The 22,432-nt window shown below is 42.7% G+C and carries 19 protein-coding genes; 13 read left to right on the top strand and 6 right to left on the bottom strand.

All coding sequences use genetic code 11. From position 1 onward, the window contains the following. The first annotated feature begins 121 nt into the window (after nucleotides 1-121). Together INF28_RS02395 and INF28_RS02390 are read left to right on the top strand one after the other, a co-directional pair. Entirely contained in the window at nucleotides 122-2,593 is a 2,472-nt protein-coding gene (locus INF28_RS02395; protein ID WP_226391876.1) for an efflux RND transporter permease subunit, read from the top strand. Continuing rightward, entirely contained in the window at nucleotides 2,590-5,778 is a 3,189-nt protein-coding gene (locus INF28_RS02390) for a GLUG motif-containing protein (RefSeq protein WP_226391875.1), read from the top strand. Before INF28_RS02395 ends, INF28_RS02390 begins: the two co-directional genes overlap by 4 nt. Nucleotides 5,779-5,918: 140 nt before the next feature. Here the strand turns inward: INF28_RS02390 and INF28_RS02385 are convergent, their stop codons facing one another. Genes INF28_RS02385 through asd form a run of 4 tightly spaced genes read right to left on the bottom strand, consistent with a single transcriptional unit; the run spans nucleotide 5,919 to nucleotide 9,214 of the window. After that, nucleotides 5,919-6,383 (bottom strand): ACT domain-containing protein, encoded by a 465-nt coding sequence (locus tag INF28_RS02385; protein ID WP_226391874.1) that lies wholly within the window; start codon nucleotides 6,381-6,383, stop codon nucleotides 5,919-5,921. A 26-nt stretch (nucleotides 6,384-6,409) separates the two neighbouring features. Beyond that, nucleotides 6,410-7,171, bottom strand: coding sequence for a 4-hydroxy-tetrahydrodipicolinate reductase (dapB, locus tag INF28_RS02380; protein ID WP_226391873.1), 762 nt, complete (start codon nucleotides 7,169-7,171; stop codon nucleotides 6,410-6,412). Nucleotides 7,172-7,227: 56 nt separating this feature from the next. Beyond that, nucleotides 7,228-8,112 carry a 4-hydroxy-tetrahydrodipicolinate synthase gene (gene dapA / locus INF28_RS02375; RefSeq protein WP_226391872.1) on the bottom strand — a complete coding sequence of 295 codons (885 nt, stop codon included), beginning with the start codon at nucleotides 8,110-8,112 and terminating at the stop codon, nucleotides 7,228-7,230. 22 nt (nucleotides 8,113-8,134) lie between these two features. Further along, entirely contained in the window at nucleotides 8,135-9,214 is a 1,080-nt protein-coding gene (gene asd, locus INF28_RS02370) for an aspartate-semialdehyde dehydrogenase (RefSeq protein ID WP_226391871.1), read from the bottom strand. Nucleotides 9,215-9,574: 360 nt separating this feature from the next. Between asd and INF28_RS02365 the strand changes: the two genes are divergently transcribed. From INF28_RS02365 to INF28_RS02335, 7 genes are all read left to right on the top strand, one after another. Then, nucleotides 9,575-10,951, top strand: a complete 1,377-nt coding sequence (locus INF28_RS02365; RefSeq protein WP_226391942.1) for a SpoIID/LytB domain-containing protein — start codon at nucleotides 9,575-9,577, stop codon at nucleotides 10,949-10,951. Between the two features lie 21 nt (nucleotides 10,952-10,972). Continuing rightward, nucleotides 10,973-12,055: a tRNA preQ1(34) S-adenosylmethionine ribosyltransferase-isomerase QueA gene (gene queA, locus INF28_RS02360; protein ID WP_226391941.1), complete on the top strand. Its 1,083-nt coding sequence runs from the start codon at nucleotides 10,973-10,975 to the stop codon at nucleotides 12,053-12,055. Then, nucleotides 12,006-13,136: a tRNA guanosine(34) transglycosylase Tgt gene (tgt, locus tag INF28_RS02355; protein WP_226391870.1), complete on the top strand. Its 1,131-nt coding sequence runs from the start codon at nucleotides 12,006-12,008 to the stop codon at nucleotides 13,134-13,136. Before queA ends, tgt begins: the two co-directional genes overlap by 50 nt. A 187-nt stretch (nucleotides 13,137-13,323) precedes the next feature. Beyond that, complete coding sequence (locus INF28_RS02350; protein WP_226391869.1) at nucleotides 13,324-13,680, top strand: ArsR/SmtB family transcription factor; 357 nt, start codon at nucleotides 13,324-13,326, stop codon at nucleotides 13,678-13,680. Between the two features lie 22 nt (nucleotides 13,681-13,702). Beyond that, nucleotides 13,703-15,562: a heavy metal translocating P-type ATPase gene (locus INF28_RS02345; RefSeq protein WP_226391868.1), complete on the top strand. Its 1,860-nt coding sequence runs from the start codon at nucleotides 13,703-13,705 to the stop codon at nucleotides 15,560-15,562. Nucleotides 15,563-15,579: 17 nt separating this feature from the next. Continuing rightward, nucleotides 15,580-16,344: an ABC transporter ATP-binding protein gene (locus INF28_RS02340; protein ID WP_226391867.1), complete on the top strand. Its 765-nt coding sequence runs from the start codon at nucleotides 15,580-15,582 to the stop codon at nucleotides 16,342-16,344. A 21-nt stretch (nucleotides 16,345-16,365) separates the two neighbouring features. Then, nucleotides 16,366-17,283, top strand: coding sequence for a SufB/SufD family protein (locus tag INF28_RS02335; protein WP_226391940.1), 918 nt, complete (start codon nucleotides 16,366-16,368; stop codon nucleotides 17,281-17,283). A gap of 48 nt (nucleotides 17,284-17,331) precedes the next feature. On the opposite strand, the gene INF28_RS02330 is transcribed toward INF28_RS02335, so the two are convergent. Both INF28_RS02330 and metA read right to left on the bottom strand, forming a co-directional pair. Further along, entirely contained in the window at nucleotides 17,332-18,180 is an 849-nt protein-coding gene (locus INF28_RS02330) for an undecaprenyl-diphosphate phosphatase (RefSeq protein WP_226391866.1), read from the bottom strand. Between the two features lie 111 nt (nucleotides 18,181-18,291). Further along, the gene (gene metA / locus INF28_RS02325) at nucleotides 18,292-19,224 is read right to left on the bottom strand and encodes a homoserine O-acetyltransferase MetA (RefSeq protein ID WP_226391865.1); all 933 of its coding nucleotides are present in this window, start codon (nucleotides 19,222-19,224) and stop codon (nucleotides 18,292-18,294) included. A 153-nt stretch (nucleotides 19,225-19,377) separates the two neighbouring features. Between metA and INF28_RS02320 the strand changes: the two genes are divergently transcribed. From INF28_RS02320 to INF28_RS02305, 4 genes are all read left to right on the top strand, one after another. Beyond that, nucleotides 19,378-20,082, top strand: a complete 705-nt coding sequence (locus INF28_RS02320; RefSeq protein ID WP_226391864.1) for a ClpP family protease — start codon at nucleotides 19,378-19,380, stop codon at nucleotides 20,080-20,082. 133 nt (nucleotides 20,083-20,215) lie between these two features. Next, the gene (gene rpsU, locus INF28_RS02315; protein ID WP_191511994.1) at nucleotides 20,216-20,392 is read left to right on the top strand and encodes a 30S ribosomal protein S21; all 177 of its coding nucleotides are present in this window, start codon (nucleotides 20,216-20,218) and stop codon (nucleotides 20,390-20,392) included. A gap of 83 nt (nucleotides 20,393-20,475) precedes the next feature. Next, nucleotides 20,476-21,351 carry a TIM barrel protein gene (locus tag INF28_RS02310; protein ID WP_226391863.1) on the top strand — a complete coding sequence of 292 codons (876 nt, stop codon included), beginning with the start codon at nucleotides 20,476-20,478 and terminating at the stop codon, nucleotides 21,349-21,351. Further along, nucleotides 21,348-22,400 (top strand): M24 family metallopeptidase, encoded by a 1,053-nt coding sequence (locus INF28_RS02305; protein WP_226391862.1) that lies wholly within the window; start codon nucleotides 21,348-21,350, stop codon nucleotides 22,398-22,400. Before INF28_RS02310 ends, INF28_RS02305 begins: the two co-directional genes overlap by 4 nt. Nucleotides 22,401-22,432: the final 32 nt, after the last annotated feature.

Genomic DNA, 22,432 nt, shown 5'->3' with positions numbered 1-22,432 from the left:
GTCTGATATCTATACTCTATATTAAAACTGACGGTTGTATTCTTTACTATTCTAGCGTATACTCCATTATATGATATAAAACACTTGTCTATTATCTTACAGCTGCCGGAGGTGTACGTATGTGAAGCGGGAAAACAATATGATGGAACGAGCTGCAACATTCATTGTAGACAAACGGAAGGCGGTTTATATCGTATTTGCACTGGCATTGTTTTTCAGTGTCTTATCGATTCCAAAAGTTCGCGTGAACAATGATATTACTTCTTATCTGCCGACGGATACAGAAACACGGCAAAGCATAGAGATTATGAAACAGGAGTTTGTAACCTATGATACCGCTAAGCTGATGATTACCAATACGACTGCGGAAATTGCGGGGCAGATAGCAGAGCGGTTGCGGCAGGTAGAAGGAATTAAATCGGTGATCTTTGAGACAAATTCTGATTATTTTCGAAAATCCTCTGCGCTCCTCGAGATTACACTGGACACCATGGATGATAACGAGGAAAAATTGGAAATTCTGGATCGTATACGCGAGATGGTTTCAGATTATGATTGCTATATTTATTCTGCGACCATTGATGACAGCACCCGACGGATAGCACAGGAAATGAATATGATTCTGGTGTACGCCATGATAGTTATCATTGCTGTTCTTTTGTTTACCTCACAGTCTTTCATGGAAGTGCCAGTATTTTTGATTGTGTTTGGTGTTTCTGCTGTCTTAAATATGGGAACAAATGTAATCTTTGGTGAAATCTCTTATATTACCAATTCCATTGCTGTTGTTTTGCAGCTTGCGCTGGCCATTGATTATGCAATTATTTTATCCCATCGATTTGCAGAGGAAAAAGAGGGGAAAAGTGCATATGATGCCATTGTTGCGGCGCTATCCAAGGCAATTATTGAAATCAGCTCCAGTAGTTTGACCACCATTGCAGGATTGGCGGCACTGATGGTCATGCAGCTTAAGATTGGAATGGATATGGGGTTGGTGCTTTGCAAAGGAATTCTGTGCAGTTTGCTGACTGTTTTTCTCCTTATGCCAGGACTTTTGTTGATGTTTTCAAAGTGGATTGATAAAACATCTCATCGCTCTTTTGTGCCTAATATTGATTGGTTCGGCAGATGGATGCTTCGGGCTCGTTATGTGATTCCTGTAATTTTTGCCGTAATTACGGCGGCCTGTATTTATTTTTCTTCGCAGTGTGATTATGCGTTTGATACCAATTCTATTCAGGCGCGCAAGCGGAATGAGGACAGTTTGGCTCAGCAGAAAATACAGGAAACATTTGATACGGATAATACGCTTGCACTCATTGTTCCAAAAGGAGAATACGAAAAGGAAGCAAAGGTTTTGGAGGTTGTTGGACAGAAAAGCGGAGTGACTTCAGCGCAGGGACTAGCAAATACTAAGATTAATGATAGCTATGGATTAACGGATGCAATCACGCCACGGCAATTTGCGGAATTAACAGGCATAGATATCGAAGTCAGTCGTTTATTGTTTCAGGCATACGGTGCTTCTCATGAGCAATACCAGGCAATTTTTCAAAATGTGGATGAATATCGAGTACGTATTTTAGAGTTATTTTTATTTGTACATGAGCAGATGGACCTGGGAGTCATCTCTTTGGAGCCGGATATGACAGAGACAGTCAATAACCTTTATGACACGCTCTCTGATGCCAGGGCGCAGCTAGAAGGAGAAAATTATGCGCGTCTGATTTTTACATATTCAGGAGATATTGAAAGCGAAGAAAATGTGCAATTGATGGAAGAGATACGAAAAGAGGCAAAACGGTATTATAGCAATCCTATCCTGGCAAGTAATACCATCAGCAGCCAGGATCTTAAAGGCTCGTTTACTGGGGATAATAATAAAATCAATTTACTGACATTGCTGGCAGTCATCGTGATATTGTTATTTACATTTCAGTCATCTGTGGTGCCTTTTATTCTTGTCCTGACGATTCAAGGCAGTATTTGGATGAATTTTTCTTTTCCGTATTTGACTGGAACAAAATTGTATTTTCTCGGATATTTGGTTGTGAGTTCTATTCAGATGGGGGCAACTATAGATTATGCAATTGTTTTTGCCAATCGGTATCTTGAACTAAAAAAGACAATGGACCCGCAGAAAGCGGCAGTGCAGGCATTAAATGAAGCGTTTCCAACAGTTTTTACCTCCGGGAGCATTATGACGGTAGCGGGATTTCTGATCGGATTTAAGTCTTCAGATCCTACGATCGGTTCGTTGGGACTGTGTCTGGGAAGGGGAACACTCATTTCAATTATATTGGTTATGCTGGTATTGCCGCAGTTGATGGTTTTATGTGATAAGTTGATAGAAAAAGGGGCCTTTGCCCGAATGAAGGATAAACCATCGCGGGCAGATGAAAGTGGTATCATGTATGTGAACGGCAGGGTACATGGGTACATTAATGGTTATGTGGACGGATCAGTCCATGGAATGATTCGAGGAGAGATTCATGCGCGGGTGGATTCGGGAGCGAAAATACAAACTTCGCCGAAATTGCCTGATGGCCAGCATGAAGTTTTAAAGACCGGGAAAGGAGAGGTTAAATCATGATGCGGCGTATTATGTCAGCGATAGCGGCATGTTTGTTCTTTATGGAAATTTTTCCGGTCATTTCTGTAGAGGCAGAAGGAGAAACTGTACCGATTCGTACGGTCGAAGATTTAAATTATTTGGCAGAAAATTGTGTTTATGATGCATATTCCAAGAATAAACAAGTTGTTTTACTGAATGACATTGATTTTCAAGGTAATTCTTTTAAGCCAATCCCAGTTTTTTGCGGGACATTTGAGGGAAATGGGTATCGTATCTTTCATTTTAAACAGGAATTTACCGGGGCTGAACAGGGCTTTATTGTTCGGACATCAGAAGACGCTGTGTTAAAGAATCTGAATCTATCCGGAGAAATTACGGTAAATAGTCCAAAAAGCAAAGTGACCAGTGCAAAGGATATGGCCGCAAATTTAGCGAAAACCTTTGGTTTAAAATTTAATGACGATCAGGAACGGATAAAAATTACGGGAGGAATTGTCGGAAGCAATTATGGGGTGATTCAAAACTGTAGTTTCTCGGGAACAATTGCAGGAGAAATAAAGACGGGAGGCATTGCAGGAGAAAACCGAGAGAGCGGAGTCATCGATTATTGCATGAATACGGCAGCTGTTTCTGGATATGAGACGACTGGCGGAATTGCTGGGAGTAATCAGGGGCGAATTGAAAGCAGCAAAAATGCCGGAATTGTCAATCAGGAAGCCGATGCATCGGCAGTGGATACTGGTGGGATTGCAGGAGAAAATTTGGGTGTTATCCGGGGATGTGTGAATGAAGCAGCGGTTGGCTGTTTCAACATTGGAGATAATACTGGAGGCATTGCAGGAAAACAAAAAGGAAGGATTTCTGCATGTAATAATTTGGGGGAGATAAAAGGACGCAAAAATACCGGAGGAATTACGGGACGTTTTGAGCCTTACACCGATATTGATTTGTCAGCAGAGGGCGTTCGTGATTTTGTCCAGACTGGCGTGGATTCAATTGAAGCGAATATTCAGGATACCAAAGAGCATGCGCAAACGTATGCGGATACTTTGGTAGGGGATGCAGATAAGGTGACAGATCAGGTGACTGGTGTTTTGAATGAAGTTCATTCGGCTGCGGGAAATATTGCAGATGCTGTTTCTGGCTTAAGCAGCGGTGAGGAAATCAGTCAGCTGCGCGGTGATCTTAGTGCAATGATGGAAGCCATAACTTATCTTGTTGATCGCGCAGGCGGCGAAGGCCTTGATTCTGTTAGCGGCACGCTGGAAACTTTTCAAGATTCTGTCGCAGAACTGGATCGTATGCTGGAAGGGGCGGAAACTGCCGCTGGAGAAATTGGAAAGACGGCTGAAGAAATCGATAATTTGGCGGGAAGTTTGTCGGATGCAGTAGAGGACGGTCGTACTGATGCTCAAAAAACAATTGATGAGCTGCAATCTAGAATAGAGGATTTGGAGCGATTGGAAACAGATTACCTGAAACCATTTCAGGAAGACCTCGAAAAAACGCAGACAGAACTTCAGCGTATGCTGCATGCTTTACGAATCAGCGCGGGTGATATTTCGGATGCAGTTACGCGCCCGTTGGAAAGAGTGGATCAGGCTGTTTCGGATTTGATAGAAACAGTAGAAGAACTGCAGGATAAAATAGAGGAAATACGAAAAAAAACGGAAAAATTGATTGAAAAAATTCAAAATAAACTGCCTAAAAATCCCCCGTCTATCATTGGGAAAATCTTTAATAAAATGGGAATGTCTGTTTATGCTGCCGAAGAAAAAAAGATTGTTACAGTGGAGGCTCCTCTATACCGAAGCGTGGCTGGTGAATGGGTGGATATGGCTGTCATTGATCAATGCTTTAATAGTGGAGAGATTGAAGGAAGCAGTGCAGCAGGCGGTATAGCAGGAAATGTGGGTGTTGAGTCTGATGTAAAAGAAGGCGAAAACTTGAATCTTACGGCTAGCAACACCATTGATTTAAAGGGATATGTAAAAGCAACCATACGGCAATGCATTGCCGAGCAAAATGTTTCTGCACGAGATGGATATGTTGGAGCTGTTGTTGGAAATGCGGAGCTTGGCTGGATTTATGAATCAATTGGTTCGGGTGATATCACCGCGCAGGATGGAGAATATGCTGGTGGAATCGTCGGCCGTTCAGAGGGGACGATCAGCCGCTGTATTTCTATTGCCGATTTAAAAGGCAAGAAATACGTAGGGGGTATTGCCGGCCGGGGGAAGAATATTTCGTTCTGTTATAGTTTGCCTCGGTACGAGGAGGGAATTGAGTATAATGGTGCTATTGCAGGAATGATATCTGGTGAGGTACAAACCAATTACTTTATTCAGGAAGGCTTGTCTGGCGTGGACGGAGCAGATTATGAAAACGTAGCCGTTGCGGTTGCTCCATGGGATATGGCTGGAACGGACGTTTTGCCGCCTTCCTATTCTGGATTTTCGGATCAGGATTGGTTTATGGGAAGCGGAGACTTATATCTTCCTCAGATACGGACGCTTGCAGAAGCACAGAATGGTCACAACAGTGAACTTTTGCGGGGAAAGTCTGCAGAAATGGCGCTGTTCCACTTTCGCGTTGTTTTTTATCAGGACGATCAGCAGCTTGCGGCGTATACAGTAGATTATGGCACAGTTTTAAGTGAGGAAATGATTCCTGAACCAGAATGGAGAGATGGATATTATCCCCGTTGGGATCAAGATGTTTTTCAGCCTATTATACGCAATACAGATTTTCATGCTTTATATCATGATGCAACTACAACCATTGCTACCGATGAAGATCCGCCTTTGATGTTGGTAGAAGGAAATTTTACTGAGGATGCAAAGCTTACAGCAACGCAGATCGAAAATATTGCGCATTTCGGATATCGATATAAAAATATTGCGTCCTATTCCTTTGAAATTATTCCGGAATATAACGGAAAAATTTGTGTACATATTCGGGATGAATCTGGCAAGGGAAATATGATTGGAATTATACGGGACGGAGAAAAAGTGTTGATTCCGTGTGAACGGGATGGAAATTATTTGATTTTTGAATTAAATGACGAACGGGAATTTTCTGTTTTACACCAAGGACACACTGCTTTGTATTGGGCAGGCATATTTTTAATGGTGGTGACAGCGGTTGTTTTCGTTTTGCTTTTCTGGAAAAGGATTCATACTCTGAGCGGAGAGCATAAATAAATGATAAGCGATTGCAACGCAAAAATTAGATATAAATGTGCAAATGTTGTTTATAAAAAAGGGACTGTCTCTTATGCTTTTTTGCATTTTAGACAGTCCCTGTCATTATAGTAGGAATGTTTGAGATAGATAGTTTTATGTCATTGTTCGGTTTCTTTTAAAAGAGATTTTACCTTTTCTATGTCCTTAATATCAATGAGACAGGAAATTTCTGTTTCAGCAGTTGTAACAAGCTTAATGGATATATTTGCGTCCGCCAAAAGCCGAAAAAGCTCTGCAGCAACGCCGTATGTACTTCGCATTCCTGCTCCCGAAAGAATGACTTTCGTGTTATTCCCGTTAACATCAGTAGAGATTTCCGGGCTTAATGCTTTGAAAGCAAGTGTGGCTGAAATTACCTCCGCAAGATTTTCCTGTGGAACCGTAAAGGAAAGGTTTACTTTATCTTTATAGGGAGCTGTATGGCAGATCATGTCTACCGTTACATGGCGGGCAGCAATTTCATCCAGAATGGAAGCCAGGTTTTGGGGTGTATTTGGAATATTATTCACGGTAACAAGTGCCACATCGGGAAGATATCCGATTTCGGTTACAGTTTTAATCATAATAGTCCCCTCCATTAATTTCAAATTTATTGCGCTTCTATCAAATCCTTCATGGAAAACAGCCCAGGCGCGGATTGTTGGGTCAAAAACAGTGCGGCACGTACGGCACCTACTGCAAAGACCTCTTTAGAAGCTGCGCTGTGTTTGATTTCGATTACTTCATCTGTTCCAGCAAAGAGCACTTCGTGTTCGCCAACAATTGTACCGCCACGAACAGCATGAATGCCAATCTCGTGTTTACCGCGTTTTTTTCTGACAGAATGCCGGTCGTATACGTATTCGGCTGGATAAGAAACCGTATCCGAAAGCGCATTTGCAATGGCTAATGCCGTGCCGCTGGGAGCATCTATTTTTTGGTTATGGTGTTTTTCAATAATTTCAATATCAAAATTATTTTCTAAAATTTTTGCTGCGCGGCAAACCAGATCAATCAGCAGGTTGACCCCAAGAGACATATTAGCCGAAAAGAAAAGCGGGATTTTTTTTGATTCAAATTCAATCCTTGAAAGCTGATCTGTGCTGAGCCCCGTAGTGCAGATGACAGCCGGAATTTGGTTTGCAGCTGCATAGTCCAAAATATGATCCAGCATGGAGGGATGTGAAAAATCAATGATCACATCCACAGGCTCAGTTACCTGTGATAATTGGTTGTATACGGGAAAATCAGCATTTTGGGTAGTATTAATATCAAAGCCGCAAGAAATTTTCACATGGTCGGAGGCGGCAGCAACCCGGGTTACAGCCTGCCCCATTTTTCCATTTGCCCCGCTGAGTAATATATTTATCATTTGTATTGCACCTCTTTTTATCAGCTGTTTTAATCGTTCAGGCTGATTCGCTGCCGTTATTTCAGCAGATCATAGTTTTTAAGCACCTGTTTGAGTACCATGAAATTGGCTTCCGTCATTTCGCAGAGCGGCATGCGGAAGTTTCCAACCTGAAAGCCCAGGAGGTTCATGGCGGTTTTGATGGGAATCGGATTCACTTCAATGAAAAGGGTATTAATCAGTTTCAAAAGTTTTAAAAACATAGTTCGGGAACCAGCAATGTCACCTGCAGCAAATTTCGCACAGATATCGTGGGTTTCCTGCGGTAAAATATTGGCAACAACTGAAATAACGCCCTGTCCGCCTAGAGACATAATCGGCACAATAATATCGTCATTGCCGGCATAGATTACCAGATCAGTTTCTGCGGCAACCTTAGCGGCAAATCCCAAATCGCCTGTTGCCTCTTTGATGGCGTTTACATTTTCAATTTCGGATAATTTTTTCAAAGTTTCAATGCTATAACCCAGTCCGCCGGTACGCCCAGGAATATTATAAAGGATAATGGGGATTTGGATGCTTTTTGCAATGGCTTCCACATGGGCGCAGAGCCCTTTTTGTGTGGTTTTGTTATAATATGGAGCGACAATCAAGACACCGTCTACACCTGCCTGTTCTGCATATTGACTCAGTTCGATTGCATGGGCGGTGTCATTGCTTCCGGTTCCTGCGATAACAGGAATTCGTTTTGCAGTTTTTTCAACAGTGAAACGAATGACTTCTTTGTGTTCTTCGTCTGGCATGGTGGACGCTTCGCCTGTGGTTCCGCAGATAACAATGGCATCGGTATGGTTTTGAATGTGAAATTCAATGAGCTCGGCAAGTTTTGGATAATCAACGCCTGACGAAGTAAATGGCGTGACAATAGCAACGGCGGAGCCAGTGAAAATAGGTGTTTTCATAACGGTACAACTCCTTTCTGAGTTAGTCGAAATATCCTTTTGCGGCCAGAAGTTCTGCCATCAGGACTGCCCCGCCGGCCGCACCGCGCAGCGTGTTGTGGGAAAGGCAGACGAATTTATAGTCATATTGTGTATCTTCGCGAAGACGTCCCATGGACACGGCCATACCACCTTCCAAATTTCTGTCAAGTTTGGTTTGAGGACGATTGTCTTCTTCAAAATAATTCAAAAACTGTTTGGGCGCTGAGGGAAGCTGAAGTTCCTGCGGCAGGCCGGAAAATGCCTTCCAGTCTGCTTTAATTTGGTCGATGGTAGGTTTGTTTTCAAATTTAACAAACACTGCCGCCATATGGCCATCAGAAGCTGCAACACGCAGACACTGGGTCGTGATAGATGGAGAAGAAGCATCAACAATTTTATTTCCATCAATATGTCCCCAGATTTTCAAGGGCTCTATTTCGCTTTTTTCTTCTTCCCCGCCAATATAAGGAATTACATTATCTACCATTTCAGGCCAGGTCTCAAAGGTTTTGCCTGCACCTGAAATAGCCTGATATGTGCAGGCCAGAACCTGCTTTATCCCATATTTTTTAAGGGGATGGAGTGCAGGTACATAGCTTTGCAGAGAGCAGTTGGATTTTACAGCAATAAATCCACGTTTGGTGCCCAGACGTTTTCTTTGTGCAGTAATAATTTCAGCGTGTTCCGGATTGATTTCCGGTATAATCATAGGCACGTCTTCGGTATGGCGGTGGGCAGAGTTGTTGGATACCACCGGACATTCCGCTTTGGCATATGCTTCCTCCAGTGCGCGAATTTCATCTTTTTTCATATCTACGGCACAAAAGACAAAATCTACCTGATTTGCAATGGTTTCCACATCCGCTGTCGCGTCATAAACAATCATATCTTTCACAGAGTCTGGAATCGGCACAGACATGGCCCAGCGATTACCTACTGCTTCGCTGTATGGCTTTCCGGCACTGCGTGGAGAGGCAGCAAGTAATTTTAACTCAAACCAGGGGTGTTTTTCTATCAGCGTGATAAAACGCTGGCCTACCATCCCTGTTGCACCTATGATCCCGACATTATACTGTTTCACTGAAACTTCCTCCTTGTGTTATAACTCATTTCAATATATTTACCTTAGTATAGTTATTATATGCGAACATACCGGAGATGTCAAATGTTTTTTGGGCAGAAATTCGCTCTTTTCCGGCAAAAATTCTGACGATTTTCACAAATTCGCTTTAATAAACAGGGAAAAAACGTAATTTTCTTTCTGCGTATATAGTTGTTTACAAATATTTCATAAAAGAATCATGAAAAATTCATGGAATTTTGCTATGATTTGAAAAAAAGGCTGGAAATTATTTAATTTTTGTGATATGATATATTTGTTTTATATGCCAGACAGTTATTCGCTGATATCAAAGAAGCGGAGCTGTAGGTGAAAGGTGTGATGAAATTGAAGCGGATTACTGCCGTTTTTATTGCTGTACTGCTTTTATTACTGCCATGTTTTTCCTTTACGGCATTGGCGGATTACAGTATACCTCAGTACATACGTGTAGGATTATTCTTTGGAAACAGCGCTTTACCATCTGTTACACTTCAGTCTCCCTGGGGGTTTGAATTGGGCAGATATGAGGGACGCGACTTTCTTTATGAAACGGAAACGGATCAGACGGAAGTGACGGTGAGCGTAGGCGAAAATGCAGCTGTGGTGGTAAAAGATCCAAATGGCGAGACGTTGTATATTGGCAACAGCGCTGGTGTTTTGCCGCGTGCTTCCGGCATGGATCAGATTACTACAGTGGATGGAGCAGAGTATCGGGGCGGAATCGACTGCTTGCCAGATGGGAATTTATTGACAGTGGTAAACGTTGTATTTTTAGACCATTATTTGTATGGTGTGGTTTCCCGTGAGATGAGTCCGTCTTGGCCTATTGAAGCATTGAAGGCACAGGCAGTTTGCGCTCGGAATTATGCTATCAATAATTTGGACAAGCATGGCAGTCAGGGATTTGATTTGTGTAATACAGTAGATTGTCAGGCATACTCCGGTGTGAAAGCGGAGGCAGATGGGTCTTATGCGCCGGTAGATGAAACTACCCGGCAGGTTCTGACCTATGACGGCGAGCTTGCAGAACTTTATTATGCTTCATCGATGGGTCCCACAACAGAAAATGTGGAAAATGTTTGGGGCAATTCTCTGCCATATTTGGTAAGTGTAGATAATTCTTTTGAGGATACGGAAAATATTCCCAATGGAAAATGGTCCGGCTCGCTTACTTGCGAGGAAGCTACGGCAATTATGCGCAACAAAGGATATGATGTGGGTGCTGTAACTCAAATTAAAGTTTTAGAATATACTCCCAATGGACGCGTATTGAGGATGGAAGTGACGGGAACAAATGGATCTAAGATTTTTGAGCGCGAGGCATGCCGGACAATTTTTAATACCATAACCAAGAGCCAAATGTTTACGGTTGTTGGTGACGGCGAAGGCGGTCAGACGGCACCTAAAATACATACCACAGATGGTACGGATGTTGCCGAACAGGCTATTGATAAAATGATAATGCTGACAGCGGCAGGACGGGCTTCTTTAGAGTCAAATATTTTATATGTTACAAATGGTGAATATCAGCAAACATATGAAATTGTTGCGTCTGAGCCACATGAAAACACAAGTTTCTATTTTGAAGGAACTGGATGGGGTCATGGCGTAGGAATGAGCCAGTATGGCGCCAGAGGTATGGCAGAAGCCGGATATGACTATTTGGAAATACTTCGGCATTATTTTTTGGGAACCAATTTAGAGAATGCATATTAATTGAATTTTGAAGGGATTATGATGACGACAAAAGATTTTTATTATGATCTCCCTCAGGAACTGATTGCGCAGACGCCGCTCGCTGACCGGACGGCGTCTAAACTTTTGGTTATGAATCGGGAGAGCGGAGAAATGGCCCACCGGCATTTTGGGGATATTATAGAATATTTGAGACCGGGAGACTGCCTGGTAATGAATGATACCAGGGTGATTCCTGCACGGCTATATGGTGTGAAAGAGGGCACAGGCGGTAAAATTGAATTTCTGCTCCTAAAACGGATAGAATTAGATACATGGGAAGTTATCCTAAAACCGGGAAGACGGGCAAAGCCTGGAACGAAGTTTGTATTCGGTGACGGCCGCCTGCAAGCTGAAGTACTTGCTATCGCAGAGGACGGGAAAAGAATTGTCCGTTTCTTATATGATGGTGTTTGGGAAGAAATTCTTGATCAGTTGGGCGAAATGCCGTTGCCTCCCTACATTAAAGAAAAATTGCAGGATCGGGAACGATATCAGACGGTTTATTCCTGTCATGAGGGTTCTGCGGCGGCACCTACAGCGGGGCTGCATTTTACAAAAGATTTACTTACGCAGATACAGGAAAAAGGCGTTCACTTGGCATACTTGACTTTGCATGTGGGCCTTGGGACTTTTCGGCCTGTTTCAGTAGAAAATGTGGAAGATCATATCATGCATACGGAGCATTACGAAGTTTCTCCCCAAGCGGCGGATATGATCAATCAGACACAAAAAAATGGAGGAAGGATTATCGCTGTTGGTACCACATCAGTAAGAACTTTGGAGACCGTTGCACATGAGGATGGGACTGTACAGCCGGGAATTGGTGAAACCAGCATTTTCATTTATCCCGGTTACCGGTTCAAAACGGTGGACTGTTTGATTACCAATTTCCATCTGCCGGAATCAACCTTGTTGATGCTGGTTTCTGCGTTTGCGGGAAAAGAGCATATTTTTCATGCTTATGAAACAGCGGTAAAGAAAAAATATCGTTTTTTTAGCTTTGGGGATGCAATGTATCTGGAAGGAGAGAGTCATGTTCACACTGATCAAACAATACCATGCGGCCCGCAGGGGAAGATTTGAAACGGTACACGGGGTAATCGAGACCCCTGTTTTTATGAATGTCGGGACGGCAGCGGCCATTAAAGGTGCCCTTACAGCTTTAGATTTGGAAGAAATTGGTTGCCAGGTGGAATTGTCGAATACGTATCATCTTCATCTGCGCCCCGGTGATGAAGTAGTGAGAGATATGGGCGGGCTACACAGGTTTATGAACTGGCATCGACCCATTTTGACGGACAGTGGCGGATTTCAAGTCTTTTCTCTTGCTAAGCTCCGCAACATCAAAGAAGAAGGAGTATATTTTTCTTCCCATATTGATGGACGAAAAATTTTTATGGGTCCGGAAGAGAGTATGCAGATACAGTCAAACCTGGGGTCTACTATTGCTATGGCGTTTGATGAATGTATTGAAAACCCGTGTGAAAAAGAATATGCACGGGATTCTTCTATGCGGACGGTGCGTTGGCTGACAAGATGTAAGGAGGAGTTGACAAGACTGAACACTTTGGAAGATACGATTAATCCCCATCAGATGCTTTTCGGTATCAACCAAGGTGGTACGTATGATGATTTGAGAATAGAACAAATGCAGCGCATTGCGGAATTAGAACTGGATGGGTATGCTATCGGCGGCTTGGCTGTGGGAGAAACAACGGAAGAAATGTATCATGTGATTGAAACAGTGGAGCCGTATATGCCGCAGAACAAGCCACGGTATTTAATGGGTGTGGGAACACCGGTTAATATTTTGGAGGCGGTAGAAAGAGGAATTGACTTTTTTGACTGTGTTATGCCTAGCCGTAATGCAAGGCATGGTACCATTTTTACCTCACAAGGGATTATGAATATGTGGAATGTGAAATATGAACGTGATCCTGCACCGCTGGATGTCAACTGCGATTGTCCCACCTGTCGAAATTTTTCGCGTGCTTATATCCGGCATTTGTTCAAGGCCAAAGAAATGCTTGCTATGCGCCTTGCAGTCATTCACAATCTGTATTTTTATAATCATTTGATGCTGCAAATTCGAGAAGCGCTGGATCAGGATAGATTTTCTTCTTTTAAAAATTCCTGTGTAGATATTCTCGGACGTCGAATATAAAATTTATACTGCTTTTAGAGTTTGGTACCTCTGAAAGCATTTTTTTTAGGCTGTTTTAGCAGTTTGAATAAAAAAATGCAGAAAGACTTAATGAAATTTTCCAAATTTTTTTTATAAAAGAGTTGACAAAACACAATTAACATGATAACATATGAACAGATGTTCATATGTTGGAGGCGAAAGAAAAATGGAAAAAAGGGCAGAACATGGTGATTTCTTACGGATACATGATGAAACTGTCAAAAATGTAATGGAGGCAGTACCAGCAGATCAAACTTTATATGAGTTGGCAGAATTGTTTAAAGTATTTGGGGATTTTACACGTATAAAAATTATGTCTCTTTTGCTGGAAGCGGAATTGTGCGTTGGTGATATGGCTCAGTTGATGGGAATGAGCCAAAATGCCGTTTCCCATCAGCTTCGGGTTTTGAAAAATAGTGAACTGGTAAAGTTTCGCAGAGAGGGAAAAGTGATTTTTTATTCACTAGCAGACAGTCATGTAAAGCGGATTATCAGTCAAGGTCTGGAACATGTCAATGAATAAAATATGGGAAGGAAGGAGTATTATGAGTAAAGAATTAAAATTAGAACTTTGGCGGATTGGGCTCAGTGTCATATTATTTGTATTGGCGCTACTTCTTCCGGGAGGCGCAGTCGGAAAAGCTGCTGCTTTTTTGATTTGCTGCCTGGTCGCCGGCGGAGATGTGTTGATTAAAGCGGTACGTAATATTTTTCATGGAGAAATTTTTGATGAGAATTTTTTGATGGCCTTAGCTGCCGTTGGTGCGTTTGTAATTGGAGAGTATTCTGAGGCTGCGGCGGTTCTTCTATTTTATCAAGTAGGGGAATGGTTTCAAAGCTTTGCTGCGGGTAAATCCAGAACATCAATTTCTGCGCTGATGGATATTCGTCCGGAATATGCCAATGCAGAACAAAACGGGACGACGGTACGTGTATTGCCAGGACAGCTAAAGGTGGGAGACTTGATACGTATTTTTCCAGGTGAGCGCATACCTGTGGATGGTGTGGTTTTGGATGGCATATCATCACTGGATACTTCTGCCTTAACTGGGGAATCTGTGCCCAGGGAAATATATCCTGGAGATGATGTGGTGAGCGGGTGTATTAATCAAACTGGTGTTTTACGCGTAAAAGTGACGAGACTGTTTCAGGATTCAGCCGTTTCTAAAATTTTAGATCTGGTGGAAAAATCGAGCGATAAAAAAGCGCATGCAGAAAATTTTATTACGCGGTTTGCTAAATATTATACACCAGCAGTGGTTTGTGCAGCAGTTTTAATCGCCATTGTACCGTCGCTAATAACCGGAACCTGGAGTTTATGGATACACAGGGCATTGATCTTTTTGGTTGTATCCTGCCCCTGCGCACTGGTGCTTTCGGTCCCTTTGAGTTTTTTTGGTGGAATTGGTGGAGCGTCACGACATGGTATTTTAGTTAAAGGCGGACAGTATATGGAGCGATTGGCAAATGCCGAGACGGTTGTGTTTGATAAAACAGGTACTTTGACATTGGGAATTTTCAAAGTATCTGCAGTACATCCTGAAATTTGTTCGCGCCAGGAATTGCTGGAATTTGCGGCTTTGGCAGAAAATGGATCGAACCATCCTATTGCTGTATCTCTGCGCGATGCATTTGGTGGAGAACTTGATTTAAAGCGGGTTCAAAAAACAGAAGAATTTGCAGGCAGAGGTATTCGTGCGGTAATTGATGGAAAGAATGTATATGTCGGAAACAGCAGGTGGATGGAAGAATCGGGGTTTGCATGGCAGTCTTGCCATAAGGTAGGAACGACGGTGCATGTAGCTGTTGATGGTAGTTATGCAGGGCATATTGTTATTTCTGATGCATTGAAACCTGATGCATTGGAAGCGGTGAATCATTTGAAGAACATGGGGATACGGCGGATAGCAATGCTGACGGGGGACAACAAGGAAATGGGAGAGCATGTGGCATCTCAACTTGGAATAAAGGATGTGTATACACAGCTTCTTCCAACCGATAAAGTCGCATTGGTAGAAAAAATGCTTGCGCAAAAACATGGAAAAGATACGCTTGCCTTTGTTGGAGATGGCATGAATGATGCACCGGTTCTAGCTAGGGCGGATATAGGAATCGCAATGGGAGGCATGGGCTCTGATGCAGCGATAGAAGCGGCTGATGTTGTGCTGATGGATGACCGGCCTTCCCGGATTGCAGATGCCATTTCCATTGCACGAAAAACCATGTGGATTGTAAAAGAAAATATTATTTTTGCTTTGGTAGTGAAGGGGCTTATCCTTTTGCTTGGAGCATTTGGAATTGTAAATATGTGGGCAGCGGTATTTGCCGATGTCGGTGTATCTGTTTTGGCTGTTTTTAATGCCATGCGTACTTTGCATACCATACCAAAACAAAAGAAATTGTAAAGAAAGGTGGAAGAAAAATGTTGACTTTAGAACATATTGTATGGAATCTTCCGGATAGAGAGGGAATTTTAAATGATGTTGACTTAACTGTAACATCGGGTAAGTTAGTGGTGGTTACTGGCCCAAATGGCGGTGGAAAGACCACTCTTGCAAAGGTGGTGGCAGGAATTGAAAAGCCTTCGTCAGGTCGTATCATTTTTGAAGGACAGGACATTACCGATATGGATGTTACGCAGAGAGCAAAACTCGGCATTGCTTATGCTTTTCAACAGCCAGTTCGGTTTAAAGGCCTGACGGTGAAGGATCTCCTGGAGCTTTCGGCCGGCAGAGCTTTAGAAGAAAATGTCTTGTGTAGTTATTTAAGAAAAGTTGGTTTATGTGCGAATGAATATATTGACCGAGAGCTAAACGCTGGTTTGTCAGGCGGAGAAATGAAGCGGATTGAAATTGCTTCTGTTTTGGCACGAAATGCAAAATTATCTATTTTTGATGAACCGGAAGCGGGCATTGATTTATGGAGCTTCTCCCGCCTGGTAGAAACTTTTGAAGAGCTGAGGCAACAGAAAAGGGGGACGCTTTTGGTAATTTCACATCAGGAGCGGATTTTAAGCATTGCGGATGAAATCGTGGTGATTGCAGACGGTAAAATCCGTGAAGCGGGACCGAAAGAACAGGTGTGGCCGCTTTTGTTTGCGAGCGAACGAGCATCTCTTTGCCCTCTGGGAAGGGAAAATGCTAAAATTGATGCAATGCGCCGGGAATGTCATGACCAGGAACGGTGAGGAAGGAGGATAACAATGAAAATGAATCAGATTACGGAAGAACTGTTGAAGGCTGTATCGGATTTTAAAGGAGAATTTAAAGGGGCTTTTAATATTCGGGAAAACGGGGGCTGCGCAGGAAGGCAGTCTACTGAACATATCAGGATTGAGTCTCGGAAGGAAGGACCGGGTATTGTCGTGCATATCATGCCAGGAACAAAAGGAGAAACAGTATACATCCCTGCATGCGTTAATCAAGGAGGAATTCATGACCTGGTCTACAATGATTTTTATGTAGGAGAAGGAGCAGATGTGATCATTGTAGCAGGGTGTGGTGTGCACACAGATGATGAAGAAGAGGCACGGCATGATGGAATCCATCGTTTTTTTCTGGAAAAAAATGCACATGTACTTTATCAGGAAAAGCATTTGGGAACTGGAAAAGGCGATGGGCGCAAAAGAATTGATCCAGTAACAGATGTTGCACTGGCAGAAGGAGCAGGATTGGAGATGGATACCGTTCAGTTAGGTGGTGTAGACTATAGCTGCCGGAAAACCCGGGCAAAGTTGGCAGCAAATGCTCGTTTGATTGTGCGGGAGCGAATCATGACGGATGGTATCGAAAAAGCAGTTACAGATTTTGATGTGGTAATGGAAGGCGATAATTCTGGTGTAGAGTTGATTTCTCGATCTGTAGCCAGGGGTAACTCGTATCAGGAATTTAAGTCTTGTATCCATGGTTTAGCACGTTGTACCGGACATTCTTCCTGTGACGCAATTTTAGTAGATAATGGAACGGTCAATGCTATGCCGGCACTTGAGGCGTCCAATGTAGATGCTGAGTTGATCCATGAAGCGGCCATTGGAAAAATCGCTGGTGAGCAGATTTTAAAGCTGCGTACGTTGGGTTTAACAGAGGAAGAAGCACAAGAGAGAATCATTGCTGGATTTTTAAAATAGATATAAAAAAGCCGTTGCTGTTATTTTGCGCAGCAACGGCTTTTGGATTTAGCGGACAATAACATTTGCGCCCGAAACAGCAAAGTACAGAATAATCAAAATTCCGATAATGATCCGGTAATAACCAAATGCTTTAAAGTCGTGGTTTCGGATATATCCCATAAGGAATTTGATAGCTGCAATGGAGACCAGATATGCCACGATCATACCAGTGAGCAAAATCCCCAGCTGCTGGGATGAAAAACCACTGCCGGTTTCAATAAAGAATTTAATTATTTTCATTAAACTGGCGCCTAACATAACCGGAATGGCAAGGAAAAAAGAAAATTCAGCTGCAACAAACCGGGAGGTACCAAGAATGACGCCGCCTAATATGGTGGAACCGGAGCGTGATGTGCCTGGAATCAGGGAAAGCACCTGAAACATTCCGATAAAAAGAGCGGTTTTGTAAGTCAGCGTATCAATAGAGTTGATGCGCGGTTTTTTATTTCTGCGTTCGATTACAATAAACAGAATACCGTATATGATCAGTGCGGCTGCAACAACGGGAGCATTGTAAGTATAAGTATTGATCAGATCATCAAACAGTAGGCCTATAATGCCTGCTGGAATGCAGGCAACCAGCACTTTTAGCCACATCGTCCATGTTTCTTTTTTCTCTTGGGTATTTTTTCGCGGAGAGAAAGGATTCAGTTTATGAAAATATAAGGTAACCACGGCTAAGATGGAACCGAACTGAATCACAACCAAAAATAAGTTGATAAATTCAGCCGGTTGATGCAGTGGCATAAATTGATCAACCAAAATCATATGTCCGGTACTGCTGATAGGCAGCCATTCGGTAATTCCTTGTACAATGCCAAGGATAACGGTTTTTAAAAGTTCAATCCAATACATAAAATTTTCCAGCCCTTTCTGCCCGCACGGTGTCACTCTGCGGCTTACTCAGTTCCTCAGCGGGCAGGAGGAAGCATGAAATCAGCAGAATGCTTATATGAAATCATATGCTTAAGAATCGCAATCAATGTCATTGATATTGTAAGGTGTTGTTTGGTAAACGAAATAGTTAAGCCAATTGGAATACAGAAGGTTAGCATGGGCGCGCCATGTAATTTCCGGTGTTTTTTCAGGGTCATCGTTCGGAAAATAGTTTTTGGGAACAGAAATCGCAAGGCCTTTGTCAATATCCCTGAAATATTCTTTTGCAAGTGTAATGTTATCATATTCAGAATGACCGGTAATAAAGAACTGACGTTCACTTTTGGCAGTGACAATATAAACGCCTGCCTGTGGTGATTTTGCCAGAATTTCTAGCTCCGGAACATTTAAAATGTCCTCTTCCCGGAATTCCGTATGCCGGGAATGGGGGGCATAAAAAATATCGTCAAAACCACGCAATAAAATTTTATGCTTTTTTTCTGGCACTACATAATGTGGAAAAACACCGAACAGTTTTTCCTTCAGTGGATATTTTTTTATTCCGTAATGGTAATAAAGCGCTGCCTGTGCACCCCAGCAGATATGGAAGGTGGAGGTGACGTGTTTCTTTGACCATTCCATGATCTCGCAAAGTTCAGGCCAATAGTCCACTTCTTCAAATTCTAAAGTTTCCACAGGCGCACCGGTAATGATCATTCCATCAAAATTCTGCGCTTTATAGTCGTCAAAGGTCCCGTAAAAAGTTTCTAAATGGCTTTTGTGTGTATTTTTCGATACATGAGTTTTGGTATGCATAAAATAAATATCAATTTGCAGCGGCGTGTTGCCAAGAACCCGAAGCAGTTGTGTTTCGGTTTCAATTTTAGTAGGCATCAGATTAAGAATCAAGATTTTTAGAGGACGGATATCTTGTGTCAGAGCACGGTGTTCCGTAATTACAAAAATATTTTCCTGATTCAGTGTTTCAATGGCTGGCAGATTGTCCTGTACCTTAATTGGCATATGGAATCACGTCCTGTAAATAAATTTTTTTGCCGTTCTGTACTGTTTTAAATACTGCGGCGTAAAAAATATTATAACATAAGTTTATTGATTAGTAAAGCGTATTTTTGTACATATTATAAGGTGAAGATACTAGAACAAAGGAGAAAACTTATGAAACAGCAAACCAATCCGAAAACAGAGCCGGAAGAAAAGAATAATGCAGAAGATATCGGAGTCGAAAAAGAAAATATTCGTGAGATGGCAGCGGTTTCCGTAAAAAATGAAAAAAGCAGGATCTGTTGTATGAGCATTATCGGAGAAATAGAGGGCCATGTGATCCTTCCTCCACAAAGCAAAACAACAAAATATGAACATGTCATACCTGAATTGGTGCGGATTGAAGAAGATGATGCTATTGACGGCCTTTTGTTGCTTTTAAATACTATGGGCGGAGATGTGGAAGCTGGGCTTGCCATTGCGGAAATGATCGCCAGTATGACAAAGCCAACTGTTTCTATTGTGTTGGGTGGGAGCCACAGCATAGGCGTACCGCTTGCGGTTTCTGCAAAATATTCTTTGATTGTACCGTCTGCTACTATGACCATCCATCCGATCCGGATGAATGGAACGGTCATAGGTGTACCTCAGATGTTTCATTATTTTAATAAGGTGCAGGACAGGCTGACCGATTTTGTTGTGCGAAATTCTCACATTAAGGAAAAAACATTTCGAGACCTTATGATGGAAACAAAAAAAATTGCAAATGATGTGGGAACCATTCTTTTTGGTGAAGAAGCAGTGGAATGTGGGTTAATCGATAAAGTGGGCGGTATTTCCGAGGCAATGAAAAAGATACGAAAAATGACAAAGAAATAAGTTTTTATAAATTCCCTCAAAAAAATTTACAAATTTGCTTGACAGAATTCGTAAATGTCTGTATAATTGTGAGAGTAGAATTTTTTACCTTGACATCTTAGTGTTGACCATACTTGGAGGGAGGGTAGCAAACATGGCAGAAATCCGAGTGAAAGATAATGAATCGCTGGACAGTGCACTCCGGCGGTTTAAACGTTCCTGCGCCAAAGCGGGTGTTTTGTCTGAAGTCAGAAAGAGAGAACACTATGAAAAGCCCAGTGTTAGACGGAAGAAGAAATCCGAAGCGGCGAGAAAACGTAAATACAGATAATCATGGGCGGGGGAGATTCCCCGCCTTTTCTTTATCGAAAAATATAGAAGCGATACTTTGATTATGGCAGGAGGGAGCAGCGCGTGGAAAAATTAGAGGACAGGCCTTTGTTTGGGCCTGCCGGAAATGCGGAAAGCTTTTTTGCCGCCGGACATAAGTCGTCTTTGGAGGCACCCGAGTGGCTGAAACAGCATCATCTGGATTGTTATGAATATCAGTGCGGTCATGGTGTGCGGATTTCAGAGGATGCGGCGGCGGTTTTAGGGGAGCGTGCCAGGGAAAACGGAATTGCTTTATCTGTTCATGCACCGTATTATATCAGTTTGTCGTCTACGGAGGAGGAAAAGCGCCTTCGCAGTGTGGATTATATTATAGCGACACTAAAAGCGGCGGCAGCCATGGGGGCAGACCGTATTGTGGTACATTCTGGTTCCTGCGCCAAAATTACCAGAAGAGAGGCTTTAAAGTTGGCTGCTGATACGTTGCAGCGCGCTCTCATAGCGGCAGAACAGGCAGGATTGGGGCATATCTATATTTGCCCTGAAACCATGGGAAAAGTTCAGCAGCTTGGTAATACAGAAGAGGTTGTTAAGCTCTGTATGATGAGTGATCGGTTGATTCCGGCCATTGATTTTGGGCATGTGAACGCCCAAACCTGTGGAGGACTTAAGGAAAAAGCGGATTTTGCGGCAATTTTAGATCTGCTGGAAAGAAAACTGAATCCTTATCAAGCCCAATGTTTTCATATTCACTATAGCCGGATCGAATATACGAATGCCGGAGAAAAAAAGCATCATACATTTGCCGAAACAGAATATGAACCGGAGTTTGAACCTTTGGCGGAACTCATAGCAGAACGTGGGCTTACCCCGCGTGTTATTTGCGAATCTGCAGGCACGCAGACGGAAGATGCGGTAGAGATGAAGAAAATATATTTAGGAAAGCGGGCAATGAAATGACGTATAAAAAATTAAATGTGTTTTTTCCAAAAGTAGAGGGTGTACTTATTAATTCTGCTCACAATTTGCGGTACTTTACAGGGTTTTGTGGAGGAGAGGGACTGGCGTTAATTACCCCGGAACATCGATGGCTTTTTGTGGATTCAAGATATACGGTTGCAGCCTGCCAGGAAGCACCGGATTTTGAAGTGATTGAATTTGGTGCCGGGGCACGAATGCGTGAAATTGCTTCCCGTCTTCCTAACGTACAGTCTTTGGCTTTTGAAGAATCCTATTTGACAGTGGGTGAATTTCGAATTTTTCAGGAAGCACTGCCCAAAGTGCATTGGGTGGAAGGTTCTCAGATGATAGAAGAACTTCGTATGATAAAAAACGCGGAAGAATTGTCCTTTATGCGACAGGCTGAGCAAATTGGGGTTGCTGCTTTTCAAAAGGTACTGCCAATGCTGAAACCGGGAGTAACGGAAAATACTGTTGCGGCAGAATTGGAATATGAAATGCGAAGATTAGGGGCGTCCGGTACTTCATTTGAAACTATAGTGGTATCTGGAATAAAAACCAGCATGCCACATGGAAAACCGGGAGACAAAAAAATAGAACCCGGTGATTTTGTGACGATGGATTTTGGATGCAATTATCACGGATACTGTTCAGATATGACCAGAACTGTTGTAGTAGGACGTGCTGTGCCGGAACAGAAAAAAATCTATGAAATTGTGCTTGCGGCACAACAAAAAGGTCTCGCCGCCATTCGCAGTGGCATTTTGGGGCGGGAAGCCGATAAGGCGGCAAGGGATGTTATTGAAGAGGAAGGATATGGAAAATATTTTGGCCATTCGTTGGGCCATGGCGTTGGCTTATTAATTCATGAACAGCCGAATTTATCACCCAAGAGCGAGATCTGTTTGAAGCCCGGTATGGTGGTTACCTGTGAGCCCGGAATATATATTCCGGGGTTTGGCGGCGTTCGAATCGAAGATATGGTGGCCGTTACTTTGGATGGCTGTGAGAATTTAACCGGGCTTACGAAGGAATTATTGGAGCTTTAGCATAATTCTACAGAGTTTAGAAAGTTTTTTAG

This window comes from Ructibacterium gallinarum (assembly GCF_014982785.1).
In the GTDB taxonomy this organism is placed as follows: domain Bacteria; phylum Bacillota; class Clostridia; order Monoglobales; family Monoglobaceae; genus Ructibacterium; species Ructibacterium gallinarum.
This window is presented reverse-complemented; position numbering and strand designations above follow the sequence as displayed.

Bases quoted from the DNA above. Each gene is read 5' to 3' on its own strand.
- INF28_RS02390 (WP_226391875.1), top strand. From the start codon at position 2,590: ATGATGCGGCGTATTATGTCAGCGATAGCGGCATGTTTGTTCTTTATG.
- INF28_RS02385 (WP_226391874.1), bottom strand. From the start codon at position 6,383: ATGATTAAAACTGTAACCGAAATCGGATATCTTCCCGATGTGGCACTT.
- dapB (WP_226391873.1), bottom strand. From the start codon at position 7,171: ATGATAAATATATTACTCAGCGGGGCAAATGGAAAAATGGGGCAGGCT.
- dapA (WP_226391872.1), bottom strand. From the start codon at position 8,112: ATGAAAACACCTATTTTCACTGGCTCCGCCGTTGCTATTGTCACGCCA.
- INF28_RS02365 (WP_226391942.1), top strand. From the start codon at position 9,575: ATGAAATTGAAGCGGATTACTGCCGTTTTTATTGCTGTACTGCTTTTA.
- queA (WP_226391941.1), top strand. From the start codon at position 10,973: ATGACGACAAAAGATTTTTATTATGATCTCCCTCAGGAACTGATTGCG.
- tgt (WP_226391870.1), top strand. From the start codon at position 12,006: ATGTTCACACTGATCAAACAATACCATGCGGCCCGCAGGGGAAGATTT.
- INF28_RS02350 (WP_226391869.1), top strand. From the start codon at position 13,324: ATGGAAAAAAGGGCAGAACATGGTGATTTCTTACGGATACATGATGAA.
- INF28_RS02345 (WP_226391868.1), top strand. From the start codon at position 13,703: ATGAGTAAAGAATTAAAATTAGAACTTTGGCGGATTGGGCTCAGTGTC.
- INF28_RS02340 (WP_226391867.1), top strand. From the start codon at position 15,580: ATGTTGACTTTAGAACATATTGTATGGAATCTTCCGGATAGAGAGGGA.
- INF28_RS02335 (WP_226391940.1), top strand. From the start codon at position 16,366: ATGAATCAGATTACGGAAGAACTGTTGAAGGCTGTATCGGATTTTAAA.
- INF28_RS02330 (WP_226391866.1), bottom strand. From the start codon at position 18,180: ATGTATTGGATTGAACTTTTAAAAACCGTTATCCTTGGCATTGTACAA.
- metA (WP_226391865.1), bottom strand. From the start codon at position 19,224: ATGCCAATTAAGGTACAGGACAATCTGCCAGCCATTGAAACACTGAAT.
- INF28_RS02320 (WP_226391864.1), top strand. From the start codon at position 19,378: ATGAAACAGCAAACCAATCCGAAAACAGAGCCGGAAGAAAAGAATAAT.
- rpsU (WP_191511994.1), top strand. From the start codon at position 20,216: ATGGCAGAAATCCGAGTGAAAGATAATGAATCGCTGGACAGTGCACTC.
- INF28_RS02305 (WP_226391862.1), top strand. From the start codon at position 21,348: ATGACGTATAAAAAATTAAATGTGTTTTTTCCAAAAGTAGAGGGTGTA.